The 16,343-nt window shown below is 36.3% G+C and carries 21 protein-coding genes; 10 read left to right on the forward strand and 11 right to left on the reverse strand.

The genetic code is table 11. The annotated features are described in order from the left end of the window. Positions 1–63 precede the first annotated feature (63 nt). Positions 64–702, forward strand: coding sequence for an alpha/beta hydrolase (locus K319_RS0104075; RefSeq protein WP_027382469.1), 639 nt, complete (start codon positions 64–66; stop codon positions 700–702). A 100-nt stretch (positions 703–802) separates the two neighbouring features. On the opposite strand, the gene K319_RS0104080 is transcribed toward K319_RS0104075, so the two are convergent. Beyond that, positions 803–2,101: an aminopeptidase P family protein gene (locus K319_RS0104080; RefSeq protein ID WP_027382470.1), complete on the reverse strand. Its 1,299-nt coding sequence runs from the start codon at positions 2,099–2,101 to the stop codon at positions 803–805. 179 nt (positions 2,102–2,280) lie between these two features. Between K319_RS0104080 and K319_RS0104085 the strand changes: the two genes are divergently transcribed. From K319_RS0104085 to K319_RS21630, 8 genes are all read left to right on the forward strand, one after another. Continuing rightward, positions 2,281–3,270 carry an alpha/beta hydrolase gene (locus K319_RS0104085; RefSeq protein WP_027382471.1) on the forward strand — a complete coding sequence of 330 codons (990 nt, stop codon included), beginning with the start codon at positions 2,281–2,283 and terminating at the stop codon, positions 3,268–3,270. 55 nt (positions 3,271–3,325) lie between these two features. Beyond that, complete coding sequence (locus K319_RS0104090; RefSeq protein WP_235696074.1) at positions 3,326–4,396, forward strand: alpha/beta hydrolase; 1,071 nt, start codon at positions 3,326–3,328, stop codon at positions 4,394–4,396. A gap of 80 nt (positions 4,397–4,476) precedes the next feature. Then, positions 4,477–4,836, forward strand: a complete 360-nt coding sequence (gene rbfA, locus K319_RS0104095; RefSeq protein WP_027382473.1) for a 30S ribosome-binding factor RbfA — start codon at positions 4,477–4,479, stop codon at positions 4,834–4,836. A gap of 12 nt (positions 4,837–4,848) precedes the next feature. Beyond that, the gene (locus tag K319_RS0104100) at positions 4,849–6,051 is read left to right on the forward strand and encodes an ABC transporter permease (protein ID WP_027382474.1); all 1,203 of its coding nucleotides are present in this window, start codon (positions 4,849–4,851) and stop codon (positions 6,049–6,051) included. A gap of 210 nt (positions 6,052–6,261) precedes the next feature. Further along, on the forward strand, positions 6,262–7,398 hold the full coding sequence (locus K319_RS0104105) for an endonuclease (RefSeq protein WP_027382475.1): 1,137 nt from the start codon (positions 6,262–6,264) through the stop codon (positions 7,396–7,398). A gap of 194 nt (positions 7,399–7,592) precedes the next feature. Next, the gene (locus K319_RS0104110; protein ID WP_027382476.1) at positions 7,593–8,669 is read left to right on the forward strand and encodes an endonuclease; all 1,077 of its coding nucleotides are present in this window, start codon (positions 7,593–7,595) and stop codon (positions 8,667–8,669) included. Positions 8,670–8,753: 84 nt separating this feature from the next. Beyond that, a complete protein-coding gene (locus tag K319_RS0104115) occupies positions 8,754–9,422 on the forward strand; it encodes a GDSL-type esterase/lipase family protein (RefSeq protein ID WP_027382477.1) in 669 nt (222 codons plus the stop codon). Between the two features lie 98 nt (positions 9,423–9,520). After that, entirely contained in the window at positions 9,521–9,673 is a 153-nt protein-coding gene (locus K319_RS21630) for a hypothetical protein (protein ID WP_169712649.1), read from the forward strand. On the opposite strand, the gene K319_RS0104125 is transcribed toward K319_RS21630, so the two are convergent. Together K319_RS0104125 and K319_RS0104130 are read right to left on the reverse strand one after the other, a co-directional pair. Next, entirely contained in the window at positions 9,666–10,310 is a 645-nt protein-coding gene (locus K319_RS0104125) for a J domain-containing protein (RefSeq protein ID WP_027382478.1), read from the reverse strand. The two genes, K319_RS21630 and K319_RS0104125, sit on opposite strands and share 8 nt — an antisense overlap. Positions 10,311–10,408: 98 nt before the next feature. Further along, positions 10,409–10,648, reverse strand: coding sequence for a hypothetical protein (locus tag K319_RS0104130; RefSeq protein WP_027382479.1), 240 nt, complete (start codon positions 10,646–10,648; stop codon positions 10,409–10,411). Positions 10,649–10,891: 243 nt separating this feature from the next. Between K319_RS0104130 and K319_RS0104135 the strand changes: the two genes are divergently transcribed. Continuing rightward, positions 10,892–11,437, forward strand: a complete 546-nt coding sequence (locus K319_RS0104135) for a dihydrofolate reductase family protein (protein WP_027382480.1) — start codon at positions 10,892–10,894, stop codon at positions 11,435–11,437. Between the two features lie 36 nt (positions 11,438–11,473). Here the strand turns inward: K319_RS0104135 and K319_RS0104140 are convergent, their stop codons facing one another. From K319_RS0104140 to K319_RS0104180, 8 genes are all read right to left on the reverse strand, one after another. After that, on the reverse strand, positions 11,474–11,917 hold the full coding sequence (locus K319_RS0104140; protein ID WP_027382481.1) for an SRPBCC domain-containing protein: 444 nt from the start codon (positions 11,915–11,917) through the stop codon (positions 11,474–11,476). 7 nt (positions 11,918–11,924) lie between these two features. Continuing rightward, entirely contained in the window at positions 11,925–12,488 is a 564-nt protein-coding gene (locus K319_RS0104145) for a dihydrofolate reductase family protein (RefSeq protein ID WP_027382482.1), read from the reverse strand. Between the two features lie 6 nt (positions 12,489–12,494). Further along, on the reverse strand, positions 12,495–12,932 hold the full coding sequence (locus K319_RS0104150; RefSeq protein ID WP_027382483.1) for a VOC family protein: 438 nt from the start codon (positions 12,930–12,932) through the stop codon (positions 12,495–12,497). A gap of 165 nt (positions 12,933–13,097) precedes the next feature. Further along, positions 13,098–13,544, reverse strand: coding sequence for a VOC family protein (locus K319_RS0104160; protein ID WP_027382484.1), 447 nt, complete (start codon positions 13,542–13,544; stop codon positions 13,098–13,100). Positions 13,545–13,567: 23 nt separating this feature from the next. Then, positions 13,568–14,008, reverse strand: a complete 441-nt coding sequence (locus tag K319_RS0104165) for an SRPBCC family protein (protein ID WP_027382485.1) — start codon at positions 14,006–14,008, stop codon at positions 13,568–13,570. 11 nt (positions 14,009–14,019) lie between these two features. Beyond that, a complete protein-coding gene (locus K319_RS0104170) occupies positions 14,020–14,874 on the reverse strand; it encodes a VOC family protein (RefSeq protein WP_027382486.1) in 855 nt (284 codons plus the stop codon). Between the two features lie 150 nt (positions 14,875–15,024). Next, a complete protein-coding gene (locus tag K319_RS0104175) occupies positions 15,025–15,438 on the reverse strand; it encodes an SRPBCC domain-containing protein (protein ID WP_027382487.1) in 414 nt (137 codons plus the stop codon). 119 nt (positions 15,439–15,557) lie between these two features. Then, complete coding sequence (locus tag K319_RS0104180; protein WP_027382488.1) at positions 15,558–16,325, reverse strand: DUF3108 domain-containing protein; 768 nt, start codon at positions 16,323–16,325, stop codon at positions 15,558–15,560. Positions 16,326–16,343 lie beyond the last annotated feature (18 nt).

Below are 16,343 nucleotides of genomic sequence, written 5' to 3' on the forward strand. Positions count from 1 at the left end.
AATTATTGGCTTTTTCAAATTCAAAAATTTCAGACTAACTCAGGGATTAATTATCTTTGCCCAATGGAATTACAATACCTCGTAAGAGAACCTCAAAATATCACACCGGAAACTCCAATCCTTTTTATGCTCCACGGCTACGGAAGTAACGAGGAAGACCTTTTCGGTTTTGTTCCAACTCTGCCCGAGGATTGGATCGTAGTGAGTTTCCGAGCTCCGAAAGATTCAAATTACGGAGGCTATGCCTGGTTTGATATCAATTTCAACGAACCTTATAATTTCTTAGATGAAAATGAAGGAAATGAAGCTGTAAAGCTGGTTATGGAAAATATAATGTCTGTGAGCAACAGATATGGTTTGACAAATAATCCAACACATCTTTGTGGATTCAGCCAAGGAGGTATCATCGTTTATTCTCTGGCATTACAATATCCGGATTTGTTTTCAAAGATCGCCTGTTTGAGTTCTTTCCCCGAAGACAAAATGTTGAAGCATATCGTGAAAGACAAAAAGAGATATGAAAAGCTCCGTTTTTTCATCTCCCATGGAACAGACGATGCTGTAATCCCTTTGGAATGGGGAAGAAAAGCTGCTGACCTTTTATATGACCTGAGTGCTTATTTTTCCTTCCGGGAGTATATGAGCGGACATGGGGTAAATCAGAAAAATTATCTTGACCTGATGGAATTTTTCAGGAAATAAGAAGTCTGGCATTATCTATTAGAACTTATACGAAATTCAAAATAAATCCCGAACATCATTGATATTCGGGATTTTTTATGATTAAGAATTCAAATTTCTTTTATGAATTCATCAGGTCTTCTATTTCCTCAACTGTAATTGGAATGTTTTCCATCAGGTTAAATGGCTTTCCGGAAGACTGTATCACATAATCATCTTCGATCCTTATTCCAAATCCTTCTGCCGGAATATAGAATCCAGGCTCATTGGTAAAAACCATATTTTCCACAAAATCATCCGTCAAAATCCCGTAATCATGCGTGTCCAATCCCATATGATGAGAAGTTCCGTGCATCATATATTTTTTGTAGGCCGGCCATTTTGGATCTTCGTTCTGAACATCAGCTTTGTCGATCAGTCCTAATTGCAACAATTCAGAAGTATAAACCTCTCCCATTTCTTTATGGAATCTGTACCAGTTATTTCCCGCCACCAAACGGTCCTCGGCTTCAACTTTACATCTTAAGACGGAATTATAGATCTCCTTCTGTCTGTCAGAATATTTCCCGCTTACAGGAATTGTCCTGGTCAAATCACTCGAATAATTTGCATATTCTGCACCGACATCCAAAAGGATCAGGTCTCCATCCTTACATTGCATATTGTTAGCGATATAATGTAAGACATTGGAATTGTTTCCACTTGCAATGATGGGTGTATATGCAAATCCCTTGCTTCTATTTTTCACAAATTCGTGAAGAAGTTCAGCTTCTATCTCGTATTCCCAAACACCAGGTTTTATAAAGCTCAACAATCTTCTGATTCCTTTTTCCGTAAGATTACAAGCATTCTGGATCAATGCCAATTCTTCAGGCTCTTTGATACTTCTTAAACGCTGAAGAATCGGGTTGCTTCTTTTATAATTATGCATTGGGTAATCTGCCTGAACTTTTTTGATGAAACGATCTTCTCTCAGTTCCGTTTCAACGGCATTTCTGTAATGTTCATTTTTGTTCAGATAAATATTTTCCGCTTCATACATCAAACTTTTAAATACTTTATCAAAATCTGTTAACCAATAGACAGTTTTGATACCAGAAACTTCATAAGCATTTTCCTTTGTCAACTTCTCTCCTTCCCAAACTGCGATATGGTCATTGGTTTCTCTTAAAAACAAAATTTCCCTGTTCTCTTCCAGATAGGCATCCGGAAAGATCACCAAGATGCTTTCCTCCTGATCAACCCCACTCAGATAAAAAATATCTCTGTGTTGCTGAAAGGGCATTGTAGAATCTGCACTGATCGGATAGATATCATTGGAATTGAAAACAGCCAAAGATTTTGGCAATAATTTTTCAGCAAATTTCTTTCTGTTTTTTACGAATAATGAACTCGGAATTTGTTCGTATTTTGTCGTCATTATAAATTGATTTTGATAAAAGCCGATTTCTTTTTAAGAAAGGCCTAATTAAAAAGTGACCCAAATTTACAAAACATCAAAGACCGGGCTTAAAATTTGTCCATAAATTTTTCATAAAATGCAATTTAACATAACATTTATGCCAATTTTATTTATATTTGAGACACAAATGATCCTTGATGAAGACCCGACATTATATTCTACTCGTCTTTTGCCTTTCCATACTTAGTATCTTAAGCTATAAAATCAGTAAGAACAAGGACAGGCAAGACATCCAACTTCCCAACATTTCAATTAATTATAATCTTCACAAAAACATTGTTTATAAAAAAACTCCCGGAAGAAAAGACCTAGAGCTGGATATCTATCAGCCTAAAAAAATTGATAATAAAACACCTGTTGTAATATATCTGCATGGCGGCGCCTGGGTAAGAAGTGACAAAAACATCGTTACAATAAACTTCAGACAATATGTTCTGTCCGAGATGGTTGCCAATAACTACACGGTCATAAGTATCAATTATACTTTGCTGAACAAAAAAACACATCTGGACAAACCTTTACAAGATTGCAAAGATGTCATTAAATGGATCGGAGAAAATGCTGAGGCCTATCAATTAGATATAGATAACGTGGGGATTTGGGGAGCTTCTTCAGGGGCACATCTCGCTTTACTTACTGCTTACAACCAAGAGCCCCACACCTACCCCAAGTTGAAATATGCTGTAAATTTTTACGGTCCAACTGATTTGAATGAGTTGTTCAGAACCGATGCAAATCCTGTCGCTCTTGAAATTTTCAAACTATATGCTCGTGGTCAGTTCATGTTGAGACATAGAAAGATATTAGAGTTGACAGGCTATAACATTGAGAATCAAAAGAAACAAGCAATCAAAGAATGTAGCATCTACTCTCCTTTAACATATGTCTCGAAAGAAACAATCCCAACCTTGATATTTCATGGAACCAATGATGATGTTGTTGACATATCACAATCCGAATTATTGAAAAATGCCCTGGAAAACAATAAGATCTATCACAAATATTATATCATGAACAATGCAAAACATACCTTCAGCAATATCAATTTACATGAGGCAAAAGATATAGCCAGGAAAACCGTAGATTTTATGAACTCGATGATAAAAGAGACCAACAGTGTTGATTAAGTTCAATTTTTTAAAAAGAATATATTCAATATTCGCAGTTCTGATCGTAATAATTGTGAACGCCCAAATCACTTTCAGGATCATAACACTGCCAGGGAATACGAATCAAAAGTCAAGAATATTTTTAGCATCAGACCTCAATAATTGGAGTCCGAATGATCATCTATTCGAATTCAAAAAAGATGCAGATGGCAATTTCCAATTGACAATCCCTACTCTATCTCAGAAAATCGAATATAAAATAACGCAGGGAAATTGGGAAACATCAGAAGATCATCCTAATAGAATTTTAGAGATCTCTGATTCTCCAACAATCATCAAATTAGAAATTCAGAATTGGTCAAAGCCAACTGAAAAGAAACATACAGCAACTTCCAATGTCAAAATATTAAGTGAACATTTCAATATTCCTCAACTTGACACAACCCGGAAGATCTGGATATATCTCCCTCCCGACTACAAAACATCCGGTAAAAGATATCCTGTGATCTATATGCAAGACGGACAAAATCTCTTTGACGAATTTACCAGTTTTTCCGGAGAATGGAACGTAGATGAAACACTGAATGACATCTACAAAGAAACTGGAAAATCTGCGATTGTCATTGGAATCGATAACGGCGGAGACCAACGATTGGCAGAATACTCACCTTGGAACAATGAAAAATACAAGACCCAAGGTAAGGGTGACCTTTATATAGAATTTCTTACGAAAACACTGAAACCTTACATCGATAAAAATTACCGAACACAAAGGCAACCATCAAAAACATCAATTATAGGAAGTTCTATGGGTGGCCTGATTTCGCTTTATGCTTCCGTAAAATATCCGAATACTTTTGGTAAAGCGGGAATCTTCAGTCCGGCATTTTGGTTTGTTTCTAAAAATCTGAATCAATACCTGAATCTTAATAAAAATGATCTGAAATATTCCAAATTCTATTTTGTTGCCGGAAAAAATGAAGATGAAACAATGGTTCCGGAAATAAGGTCTGTACAGTCCGAGCTTCTTGAAAGATCTCTTCCGAAAAACAATATCATTGTAAAAATAGATGAAGACGGGACGCATTCTGAAAGTTATTGGAAAAGAGAACTAAAGCAGGCTTTGATCTGGTTGTTAAAATAGATAGATCTTGGGAAAAGTAGGAAGAGAATGAAGAAATAGCTGTCTGAAAATTCAAACAAAAACACTAAATTTGCAGACTTATGGAAAGCAACAGACAAAGAAAAGTAGCGCAGATCATTCAGGAAGATATGGCGGAAATATTCCGCAAACAGGCATCAGAAAGCAAACAGAGCTTTTTGGTATCGGTTTCCGACGTAAAAGTAACTGCCGATCTAAGTATCGCAAAAATATATTTGAGTATATTTCCTGCAGAACTTAGAAAGCCTATCATGAAAGAGATCAATGAAAATAATGCTTTCTACAGAAATTACATCGGGCAAAAAATGGCAAAACAAGTGCGTATCATTCCGCAGTTGGCATTCTACATAGACACAAGTCTGGACGATGTGGAACGAATAGAAAGAGAGCTGAAAGGCGAAGGCGACAATCCAATTCTATAATTCTCCGCACTATTGAAAAATGCTTTTTACATAGCATCCCGATATCTGATCTCTAAAAAAGGAAGTACAGCAGTAACCTTCATTACCTGGCTGGCGGCTTTTGCGATGGTAGCTGCCGTGGCTGCAATGTTTATCATAGTTTCAGTTTTCTCCGGCCTGGAAGAACTGAATAAGGATATGATCGCCAATCTACATGCCGACCTTACAATAAAAAGCAAAACAGGAAAGGTCTTACCGGATATTAATAAAATTCAAAACTCATTAAAGAAAAATTCGGAGATCGCCCATTTTTCCAAACTTATAGAGGAAAAGGTTTATCTGAGCTACAAAAGTAATGGGGAAATTGCTTATCTAAGAGGTGTAGATTCTGCTTACACAAGTGTGAATCCCATCCATGAGAATATCTATTACGGCAAATATCCGGACTTCAAGTACAGCAATGAGGTGATCATGGAAAATAGTCTGGACAACAGACTTTCTCTTCCTGTGAACTCAAGTCAGGATTTTGCAACGATACTAATGCCAAAACCAGGAAAAGGCATCATACAACAGGAAAACGACATCTTCAATAAAAAAGATATCTTCGTGAGCGGAATTTTTCCAGGAAACGACCAATTAGACAATTACATAATTGCTCCCATAGAACTGGCACAGCAACTTCTAGGACTTCCAAGATCAGCTTGCTACCAGATCGTGATCAAACTGAAAGACCCTAACATTGCAGAGCGTGTCAAATCCAATTTATTAAAAGAATTAGGGAACAAAGTCATCATCAATACAAAATCTGAGGAAAATGCGGCATTTTGGAAAATGATCAACACAGAAAAGCTGATGATCTATCTTATTTTCGGTTTGGTTATTTTCATCACAACCTTTAATCTGGCCGGGGCTATAACGATTTTGCAATTAGATAAAAAAGAACAGGCCAAATCACTGATCGCTTTAGGTTTTAATAAACCAAACCTTCGGATGATCTATTTCTTTACAGGACTTTTGATCGTTTTTTTCGGGATCATTGCCGGACTTGTGATAGGATCTGCTCTTTCTATAATGCAGATCTACACAGGCTTTTTCCGTGCAAGCGAAACCTTGCCTTTCCCTATTAAGATAGAACTGGTCAATTACATCATCGTTTCCGGAGTTGCCTTGTTTTTCGGCTTATCTATATCCTGGATCTTTTCAAAGGTCAATAAAAGATACCTTACCCGAGACTGATCCTCGTCTTTTAAATAATATAAAAAATACAAGAGAACCAAATTGACCGGTTCTCTTTTTATTTTGGTGAGAATATAATCATGTTGAATAGATTCATGTAGAAAACTATTTAACATAGATTTATACCAACTTAAATTTTACTTAAAAATAGCTGACTAATAACAACTTAAACTAAATATAAATTAATTTTGCCGTCTTAATTTCTTTGAAATGAAAAATAAAATCATTCTATTATTTTTTGCAATTGCAAATATTGCGAATGCTCAAGAACCTGCCAATTATTACAGCACAGCAAATGGGCTTACTGGATATGCTTTAAAGTCCAAACTCGCAGAAATCATAACTGCCGGCGCAAAAGATATGGGCTATGGAAGCGGGACCGGTGGATTGTGGTTGGGATATAAGACCACCGATATCGATAAATATTACGAAAATGATGGAACCATCATCGATATGTATTCTGAAAATCCGGCTGCCAATACTCCGGGTGTAAGCAATGATCCTTATGAATTCAAATGGGGACAAGTATCTGCTGGGGGAAATCAATGTGGTAATTATTCTGGCGAAGGTAGCTGCTACAACAGGGAACACTCTTTGCCTAAAACATATTTTGGAGGAATTGATGCCGTACCAATGTCACACGACATACACTTCGTTGTGCCAACAGACGGTTATACCAACTCAAAAAGAGGAGATTATCCTTATGGAGAGGTATCTACAGCAACATGGACATCTAAAAACGGTACAAAAGTAGGCCCAAGCAAAGTTCCCGGTTACAGCGGATCTGTTTTTGAGCCTATTAATGAGTTCAAAGGAGATTTTGCAAGGATGGCCCTGTATTTTGTGACACGATATGAAAATCAGTTGACATCTTTTAGCCAATATCAAACAGCATCCAGCCCATTGGACGGTTCTAAAAACAGAGGCTTGCAATTGTGGTATCTGAACCTGATGTTGAAATGGAGTGAACAGGATCCTGTTTCCCAAAAAGAAATAGACAGAAACAATGCCGCTTATGCGTTTCAAGGAAACAGAAATCCTTTCATCGATCATCCGGAATGGATAGCGGAAATCTGGGGACTTTCTCCGCTTGCTGTGGATGATGCTTCTTTTTCTAAAAACCTCACCATTGCTCCAAACCCAGTGAAAGGGAATATGATAAACATAACAGGAGATAAAGACCTGAAAAAGTTTACAAAAGCATTCATCTATAACATGGTTGGTCAAAACGTTCAAACCATCGATAATCCTTTTCAGAATGGGAACACGATCAATCTGAACAATTTACCAAAAGGAGTCTATATCCTGAAAACAGGAGAATTAAACACCAAGTTTATAGTTGATTAATTTTTTATCGCAAAAATCCTTAAAAAGACAGATAATATTTCTGTCTTTTTTACTCTAACAATGATATTATTCTTTCTTTGAATTATTAATAGATAAATACTAAAAGTTTAATATTTACAATACTATATTGTTGAAAAAATTTTCATTTTTTTACAAAAAATATTTTATACCTTTAGCGCCCTTAATTTTTTGAAATGAAAAAATGTATTTTTATTCTCTGTGTTGGAATGTTTGGTTTGATGAATGCTCAGGAACCAGCCGGATATTACAGCACTGCAACCGGATTGACCGGCTATGCACTTAAAACAAAACTTGGAGAGATCATCACCAGCGGATATGTCACAAAAAGCTATGATGCTCTTTACACAGGTTATCCGACAACAGATACCGACAACTTTTATGAAAAAGACGGATCGGTTTTGGACATCTACTCAGAAAATCCAACAGGAACAGACCCTTACAATTATCAACATGGTGTGAAAAAATGTGGTAACTATTCAGTAGAGGGTGATTGTTACAACAGGGAACACTCGATCCCACAAAGTCTTTTTAATGAAGCAAGCCCAATGGTTTCAGACATCCAGCATATCCTTCCTACAGATGGTAAGGTAAATGGTATGAGAAGCAATTATCCTTATGGCAAAGTTAATAACCCGACCTGGACCTCTAAGAACGGATCTAAAGTTGGACCAAATGCTTCATCGGGATACGCTGGAACTGTTTTTGAACCGATCAATGAGTTCAAAGGTGATGTTGCAAGAGTTTTATTGTATTTCGTAACAAGATATCAGACAAGACTTTCCAGCTTCTCAAGTGGAAACATCCTTAATACAAGCAATGTAAATAAAGGGCTTACAGATTGGGAACTGAATTTAATGTTACAATGGCATCAGCAGGATCCGGTTTCTGAAAGAGAAATTGCAAGAAACAATGCAGCCTACACTTATCAGAAAAATAGAAACCCTTTCATCGACCATCCTGAATGGGTAACAGAAATTTGGGGAGCAGCTCCAATGGCAGTAGATGATGCTTCTTTTTCCAAAAACCTGAATATTGCGCCAAATCCGGTAAAAGGAAACGTGATCAACGTAACCGGAGACAAAGATCTGAAACAATTCAAAAAAGCATTTATCTACAATATGGTAGGTCAAAATGTTCAAACGATCGAGAATCCTTTCCAAAACGGAAATACGATCACTTTGAAAAATCTTCCGAAAGGTATCTACATCTTGAAAACCGGAGAATTGAACACGAAATTTATCGTTGATTAATTGTCTTAAACAAATATTAAAAACCTGGAATCAGTTGCTTGTGCAGCTGATTTTTTTTACCTTGAAACTTCAAAAAAATTTAAAATGAAATATAACAGACAGCTTTTCAAAAAGCTTTTTTTCTTTGCATTGATCCTTAACTCTCTCTTATTCTTCGCTCAAGACAAACCTTATTGGAAAGAGATCCAGGAGTTCAAAAAAATAGATCAGACGAACGGGATCCCAAAGAAACCAATTCTGTTTCTCGGAAGTTCTTCTTTTACTTATTGGAAAGATGTGAATGATTATTTTCCGAACAAAAACATTCTGAATCGTGCATTCGGAGGTTCCAGATTATTGGACCTTAATAATTATTCTGAAGAACTTTTGGCTCCTTACGATCCTAGACAAATCGTTATCTATTGCGGAGAAAATGATATTGCTACTGATCATCCTACCCCAGCAGAAGTTCTGGAAAGATTCAAAACATTCTTTGGAAAGATTCGTCAAAAATATCCGAAAGTTCCTGTTGCCTATGTTTCTATCAAATATTCACCAAGTCGTGAACAATTTTGGCCACAGATGAAAGAGCTTAATGAATCAATAGAAGCCTTCCTCAAAACTCAAAAAAGAGCAAAATTTATTGATATCACCAAAGTAATGAACGATGAAAATGGAAAAGTAAGAACAGACATTTTCAAAGAAGATATGCTGCACATGAAACCCGAAGGTTATCAACTTTGGACAAAAGTGATGAAGCCTTATTTAAAATAAAATTTTCAAAACATCACGTCAATTCCTTAATTTTCAAATAATTAAGGAATTTGAATTTTTAATTTGTATTTATTCTAAATTAATTTATATTTGCAGCTATGATTCAACCAGTTATAGCTTTCAAGATTGCACCGTTGGCTCCGGCTTACGGAAACGACGAAATGATGTATTGCGACAAGAAAAAATGCTGCAAAAAATTCAAGAAAGGAAAGCGTTGCAAAAAATGTCCCGGAAGAGCTAAAATCAGCTAAACATCAGCCACACAATCAAAGCAACTAATACTAAAAATATAAGTACAGAAGCCATCTTGGAAAAGTTGACTTCTTTTTTTTGTGGCTTTTGGAAAGTTTCAGAAGGATTATATAATGATTCCTTTTCTTCAGAATTCAGTTCCGATTCTGCTAATTCTGTGATCGTAATTCCCTGAACGATTGTTTTATGAAGAACTGTATTGGTTGCGTGAAGCAAAATCTGGAATTTCCCTTGGGAATCGAACTCCTTAATTCTGATCGTTCGTTCGCCATTTGGTTTTTCTAACCCGAAAGGCACTATTTTTACAAGGTCGGCATCATAAGTATTCCAATAAATGGTAATTTCTTCACCTTTTTGCGCCCGGATCTTACTCGCAGAAAAATTCTTGATCTTCGGAGGAAGAATGCTTTTAACATTTCTTTGCTGGCTGGAAAGGTTCTGGTCATAGAGTCGTCTCCTGTCCGTATCAGTTAGTGTTTCATAAGCTTCTTTGATTTCTTTGAATCTATCTGAGAAAAACTCGTCATTATCATTTTTATCGGGATGATATTTCAGAGACAGCTTTCTATAGGCTTTTTTGATGTCTTCCGCAGAAGCATTTTGAGGAATTCCGAGAAAATAATAGTAATCCTTCACAAAGCAAATTTAACGATTTCAAAACTTTTCATCAACAAAAAAACGGAAAGCTCTCACTTTCCGTTTTTTCTAACAATTTAATTTAATTCTCTGAAAAATTATTCTGCAGTTCTCGGCTTGCAGCATCCTCTTCCGAATTGCGTTCTCACTTTTTCCTTCAGAGAGTTGTATTCCTCATCATTCATCGTCCTGATTCTGTCTGCAAATCCGAACGGTGTTCTTTCTTTCACGTCATACTCGTCGAAGATTCCTCTTACGAATGCTTTTCTTTTTTGTGCTTTTTTGGCGATGATTGCGATAGCTGCTAAACCTGCGATGGCTAAAATTCCTTTTTTCATTTTTTTAAAGTTTTACGTTTTACATTTAGGAAGACGCAATCTCAAATCTTTTACTTTAAATATTTTTTCGGGCACCTTTATCCGTCTTCTACTCCCGCTTTTTTATTTTTTTGTCAAAAAATAAAAAGAGCTCCGTTCAAGCCGAGGCGCGCTGCGCTCAATACAAACATCTCTCATCAGATAGAAATTACTACCAATTTTGTAACTTTAAAATTTTCAGAATTAAAATATTTATTACGAAAAATGAGAAAAATAATATTAGACTTGGCAGTAACTTTAGACGGTTTTATAGAAGGTCCTAATGGTGAAATCGATTGGTGTATTATGGACAACGATATGGGCTTTGACGATTTCTTATCATCTATTGATACCATTTTCTATGGGCGGATAAGTTATGATGCTTGGGGAAATTTTCAACCAGAAAGCAGTGTCGATGACGTTGAAAAGGATCTTTGGAGCAATGTTCATTCAAAGAAAAAATACGTTTTCTCAAGACAAAACAGACAAGATGAAAATGCGATTTTCATTAATTCTCATATACAGACAAAAGTTGAAGAAATAAAAAAAGAAACCGGAAAAGATATTTGGTTGTATGGCGGTGCAAGTTTGATCAAAACATTTATTCAATCAAACCTTGTAGATGTTTACCGAATCTCCGTTCATCCAATAGCATTAGGGAGTGGAAAACCATTGTTTGAAGATTTAACCGAGCAACTAAATCTCAAACTAATAAAAACAAATATCTTTAAATCAGGAGTTGTACAATTGATTTATGAACCATTGAAATAATAAATTAAAAAGCCTTGCGATCGCAAAGCTTTTATTTTAAGTAGTTTTCATAAAGTCGAAAGCACCTTTCCGCAGATGTATTCCATATTCCAACCACGCTTTCATACAAGCCAGAAAATTGGCCCAGCCTTCGGTTTGACCGACTGCCCACTTTATGCCTTTTTCATCACTGCTATGCCCTTCTTCCGCAACTTTTATTGCTGTGTTATTTTCAGCTAACTGTTGTAACTCAATTGTCACAACAGAATTTGGGTCCCAGACAAAAACAATTTTTTCGTTGGGAATAATCTCTTTCGTTGTCAATGGATAAGAACCATCAAATTCCGGGAAAGACCAAAAGATCTCCTTATCGGTTTCCATTCTCCCGGAACCTTCGGAAATGAAATAATTCTGCATTATTTCCGGATTGATGATCGCTTCAAAAACTTCCGAAACAGGCTTCTGAATTCCGATAGATGCTTTTGCTGTTACTTTTTCCATTTTATTTTTAGGTTGTATAATTCAGTTCTGTCACACCATTAGTGAATTGTTGGGTACTCAGGAGTTTCAGATTAATTTTCTCTTTAATGTCCACAAATAAAGGGATACCTTCACCAAGAACAACCGGATTAACAAACAACCAATAACCATCAATCAAATTCTGCTGAATCAGTGAATGAGTAGCGGACGGACTTCCAAAAATTAAAATATCTTTTCCTTCTTGTTGTTTTATCTCATTGATTCTGTCTGCAAGGTTATCATTAATAATTGTCGTTTTGTTTGAATCCTGACTCTCGATTGTTCTGGACAAAACAATTTTGTTTACACCTTTGTACCATCTCGAATGTTCAACATCGTGCTTACTTGCATTCGGTTTGTCAGCAGCTGTCGGCCAGTAACTTTCCATCATCTGATAAGTCACGCGACCATACATTGCCGTGTCACTTTCGCCAATACGTTGAGCTACAAAATCAAAAATCTCTTCATCAACTTTTATCCAATCCATTTCTCCGTCTGGACCTGCAACATAACCGTCCAGAGATATGTGCATAAAAGAAATTATTTTTCTCATTATTGATTATCCTTCGTAACCAGCATCTTTGCTGTAGTTGACCATCCAGTAAACCCCAAATTTATCTTTGAAGCTTCCGAAGTAGTCGCCCCAAAACTGGTCCTCCATTGGCATTTCAACTTCTCCGTCTGCAGAAAGCGCATTGAAGATCCGGTCTGCTTCTTCCCTGCTGTCCGGAAAAATAGAAATATAATTTCCGTTTCCTTGATTCAGTTTTTGTCCCATGGACGGAACGATGTCAGAGGCCATCAAAAGGTCTTTCCCGATTGGCAATGAGATGTGCATTACCCGGTTTTTCTCATCTTCTGAAAGATGTTCGGTTCCAGGAGCATTTCCCATTTTCATTACACCGCCTATGAATTCCCCACCGAAAACGGATTGATAAAATTTGAAAGCTTCTTCTGCTGTACCATCAAAATTGAGGTATGGATTTAATTTTGGCATTTTTTTATTTTTTTGAAGTTTGTTATTAATTAAAACCACAAAAGTCACAAAAGGAAGAATTTATTTAAATTTTTCCAAGCTTAATTTTTTCAATCTTAAATTCTTAATGTTGAAAAAAATATTTAATGATTTTTCAAGCTTTTATGACTTTGGGGTTAATATTCTTTAATGTTCCTGAACTTTTTCCGGGTCATCATAATTGACCATCCATTGGATTCCGAATTTATCCTGCCACATCCCGAAGTAAGCACCCCAAAATGTGTCCTGAAGTTCCATCGTCACTTTTCCACCTTCGGAAAGTTTGTCGAACAATTTCTTAGCTTCATCTTTGGACTCGGCTTTGATTGCGACTGAAAAATCATTGCCGTTTTTGTACTCGCCCATTCCAGGAAGAGAATCGCTTCCCATAATCACAGTTTCCGCAGAAATTGGAAGTGAGACGTGCATTATCTGGTTTTTGTATTCGTCCGCCAACGGAGGCATTCCTTCCTGAGGTGGCATATCGCCGAAACGACTCCAAAATGGAACTTTGGTTCCGAATGCAGATTCATAGAATTTGAAAGCTTCTTCACACTGACCGTGAAATGTAAGATAGGGATTGACTGCTGCCATAGTTTATCTATTGAGTTTTTAAATTAATTTTCAGAAAGTTTTTTTATAACTTCTAACCCTTTTTTGAAGCCGTTATCAAACATTTCTTTGAATTCATCATTAGAATCGACTTCCACTTTAAGTGTTGTTTTTCCATTATTTTCTTCCAGATAGTAAGCTTCCAAACTTCCGTTCCAGGCCTTTACTTTTTCAGAATCCACATCTTCTACGCCATTATGAAGTTCGCCAAGATGTTTGAATATCAAATGTTTTGGCTTCTCAATACGTTCTATTGTGCTGACCATTCCGTTTTTTTTGCCAGAATCTGTGAAATAGGTTTTCCCGCCAACTTCCCAATCGGTTATCATATTTGAATCCGGACTGAAATAATAGGTCCACTGGGAATAGGTTTTCTCATTCCACAAAATGTCCCAAACTTTTTCTGCTGGTGCAACAATCTCGATTTGGTATTTTAATGTTTCCATAATTCTTTATTTTATGAGTTGTAATAAGCGTCTTCAATATCTTTGATGATGATTTTTTTCATTTTCATCATTGCTCCGAAAGCTTTCTGAGCTTTTTCGACTTCGTGAGTATTGGTCAATTCAATCAATCTGTGAGGAACAATCTGCCAACTGAAACCATATTTATCCTTCAACCAGCCACACATACTTTCCTCGCCTTCTTTCGTGAATTCGTTCCAGTAATAATCGGTTTCGTCCTGGTCTTTTGTCATGATTGTCATAGAAGTTCCTTCGGTAAACTGGACTTTGTGGTCATGGGAACTGTCCATTGCCATCATCACATAATCATCGATGATGAACTGGGAATGTGCCACATTTCCAACAACATCGCCTTGGCCTTCTTCATATTCCATAATGCCCTCTATCTCAGAATCCGGGAAGATGGTTGTATAATAATTAAGGGCTTCCTTGCATTTTCCGGCATTCTTACCTGTGAACATCATTACAGGAGAAAACTTTTGTCTCGCCTTTTCAGTTCCGAGATACAATTGCCAGGAAATCCCGTATTGGTCTTCTACCCAAGCATATTTTTCGCTCCAGGGATAAGCATCCAGTTCCATCATCACTTTTCCTTTTTCAGCAAGTCTGTGATAATAGCTTTCTACTTCTCCGGCAGAATCGCACATCATCATTAATGATAAAGTCAAATTGGGCTTGAACATTGGTCCTGCATTCAGAAACATTAATTTCTGACCTTCGATTTCTATATTAATGACCATTGGCGTATTGACCGTGATCTGACAATTTCTGAAAACAGAAGTATAAAATTCTGCAGCTTCTGCCCCGTTTTGGTTGAACCAAAAGCAGGGAAATATGTTGTTGTTCATTTTTTATAGGTGTTAGATTTTAGAATCTTAATGATCTTCTAAATTTAATACAAAGTCCACAATTTTTTTAATATAGACTGTTTTTAAGGTTTACAAAGGTTCTTGCGCTTATAAAAGTTTATAATCTTTTGTGACTTTTTATGGTTCAATCTAAATACTTTCTGAGTAATTCCTGAAATTATCCAGAATTGCCTGCCAGCCTTGTTGCTGCATTTCCAAAGGATTTTGATTTTCCGGGTCGAATTTTTCCGTTACCCTCGTTTTGTTATCAGATAGCTTTTCAAAAATAACTTCAATTTCTCGCCCGTCTTCAAAGTGATATTTAATGGATTCATTGTCTTTGACCTCATCGTAAATCCCAACCAGATCGAAACCGAAGCTACCATCTTTCGCCTGCATTATGACTTCTAGTCTCCCTCCGACTTTCAAATCGTTTTTTGCTAAAGGACATTCCCAACTTTCGTGGGCAAAGTTCCAATTCACAATATGTTCCGGATCATTAAAGAAGTTCCAAACATCGTTGATGGGTTTATTGATTTCTGTAGTTACTATCAATTTTTTCATTTGCATTTGAATTTGTTTTATTTCAAAGTTAAATTTATTTTGAAATCATCAACTTGCCTTAGGACAATATTTGGTCTTAAAACAAAAAACCACTCATAAAAGAGTGATTTTCAATATATTTATTTTATAAAATTCAATGGATACTTTACATTACTGAAACTATCAATACTTGCTTTGAGCGAGCCAACCGCCAGTTCTGCCTTTATGAGGACAGGTACTTTGTTCTGGTCGTTTGTAACCCACATCGTCACGCCTTCCTTTGCTTTAAAAACTCTCCCACTGATTACAGAAGGAATGATTTTCAGACAATCTATTTTACCAAATTTGGTAGACAACTTTTCCGTTCCGGCTACTTTTAGCTGAAAAGGAAACAATTCGTCATCAATCCAGACATTCATTCTCACCACACTTCCTACTTTTAGATTTTCCGTCGGCAAGCTTCTCATATAATAAAAACAGGACAACATATCCTGAACGTCATTAGGAACTTTTATAGTCTTTGCTGGTCTGTCCGTATTTTTTTTGTCAACCAATACCAATGTATTATTGGCAGGATTGAAGGTACTTTGCAAATGTTGTCTGTAACCGCCCTCTGCTACATTTCTTACATAGAAGAGCGGTTCCTTGTTCTCATTGATATAACTTTCATAAACATCCTCTACTTTGAAAAAAGCTTTCGCAGCACCACTTGTTTTACCAACGCCCCTTACATAAAATGCTGACTGGCCTTTATAGGAAGTTTTGGTTGTTGACAAGGTTGCATTACCAGCTGTAATGAATCCGTAATGAATTCTGTAGCTCAAAACCTCTCCAGCATTGATATTGTCAAACTGTGCCGCAGTCGTAGTAAAAAAGAAAATGCTGATAAGAAAAAGAATGTTCTTCATTAATTGTTGTTTATAAAT

Origin of the sequence: Epilithonimonas caeni DSM 17710, from assembly GCF_000426465.1 — a bacterium.
Classification (GTDB): domain Bacteria; phylum Bacteroidota; class Bacteroidia; order Flavobacteriales; family Weeksellaceae; genus Epilithonimonas; species Epilithonimonas caeni.

Coding starts and splice junctions, on each gene's coding strand:
- K319_RS0104075 (WP_027382469.1), top strand. CDS start 64: ATGGAATTACAATACCTCGTAAGAGAACCTCAAAATATCACACCGGAA.
- K319_RS0104080 (WP_027382470.1), bottom strand. CDS start 2,101: ATGACGACAAAATACGAACAAATTCCGAGTTCATTATTCGTAAAAAAC.
- K319_RS0104085 (WP_027382471.1), top strand. CDS start 2,281: ATGAAGACCCGACATTATATTCTACTCGTCTTTTGCCTTTCCATACTT.
- rbfA (WP_027382473.1), top strand. CDS start 4,477: ATGGAAAGCAACAGACAAAGAAAAGTAGCGCAGATCATTCAGGAAGAT.
- K319_RS0104105 (WP_027382475.1), top strand. CDS start 6,262: ATGAAAAATAAAATCATTCTATTATTTTTTGCAATTGCAAATATTGCG.
- K319_RS0104110 (WP_027382476.1), top strand. CDS start 7,593: ATGAAAAAATGTATTTTTATTCTCTGTGTTGGAATGTTTGGTTTGATG.
- K319_RS0104115 (WP_027382477.1), top strand. CDS start 8,754: ATGAAATATAACAGACAGCTTTTCAAAAAGCTTTTTTTCTTTGCATTG.
- K319_RS21630 (WP_169712649.1), top strand. CDS start 9,521: ATGATTCAACCAGTTATAGCTTTCAAGATTGCACCGTTGGCTCCGGCT.
- K319_RS0104130 (WP_027382479.1), bottom strand. CDS start 10,648: ATGAAAAAAGGAATTTTAGCCATCGCAGGTTTAGCAGCTATCGCAATC.
- K319_RS0104135 (WP_027382480.1), top strand. CDS start 10,892: ATGAGAAAAATAATATTAGACTTGGCAGTAACTTTAGACGGTTTTATA.
- K319_RS0104140 (WP_027382481.1), bottom strand. CDS start 11,917: ATGGAAAAAGTAACAGCAAAAGCATCTATCGGAATTCAGAAGCCTGTT.
- K319_RS0104145 (WP_027382482.1), bottom strand. CDS start 12,488: ATGAGAAAAATAATTTCTTTTATGCACATATCTCTGGACGGTTATGTT.
- K319_RS0104150 (WP_027382483.1), bottom strand. CDS start 12,932: ATGCCAAAATTAAATCCATACCTCAATTTTGATGGTACAGCAGAAGAA.
- K319_RS0104160 (WP_027382484.1), bottom strand. CDS start 13,544: ATGGCAGCAGTCAATCCCTATCTTACATTTCACGGTCAGTGTGAAGAA.
- K319_RS0104165 (WP_027382485.1), bottom strand. CDS start 14,008: ATGGAAACATTAAAATACCAAATCGAGATTGTTGCACCAGCAGAAAAA.
- K319_RS0104170 (WP_027382486.1), bottom strand. CDS start 14,874: ATGAACAACAACATATTTCCCTGCTTTTGGTTCAACCAAAACGGGGCA.
- K319_RS0104175 (WP_027382487.1), bottom strand. CDS start 15,438: ATGAAAAAATTGATAGTAACTACAGAAATCAATAAACCCATCAACGAT.
- K319_RS0104180 (WP_027382488.1), bottom strand. CDS start 16,325: ATGAAGAACATTCTTTTTCTTATCAGCATTTTCTTTTTTACTACGACT.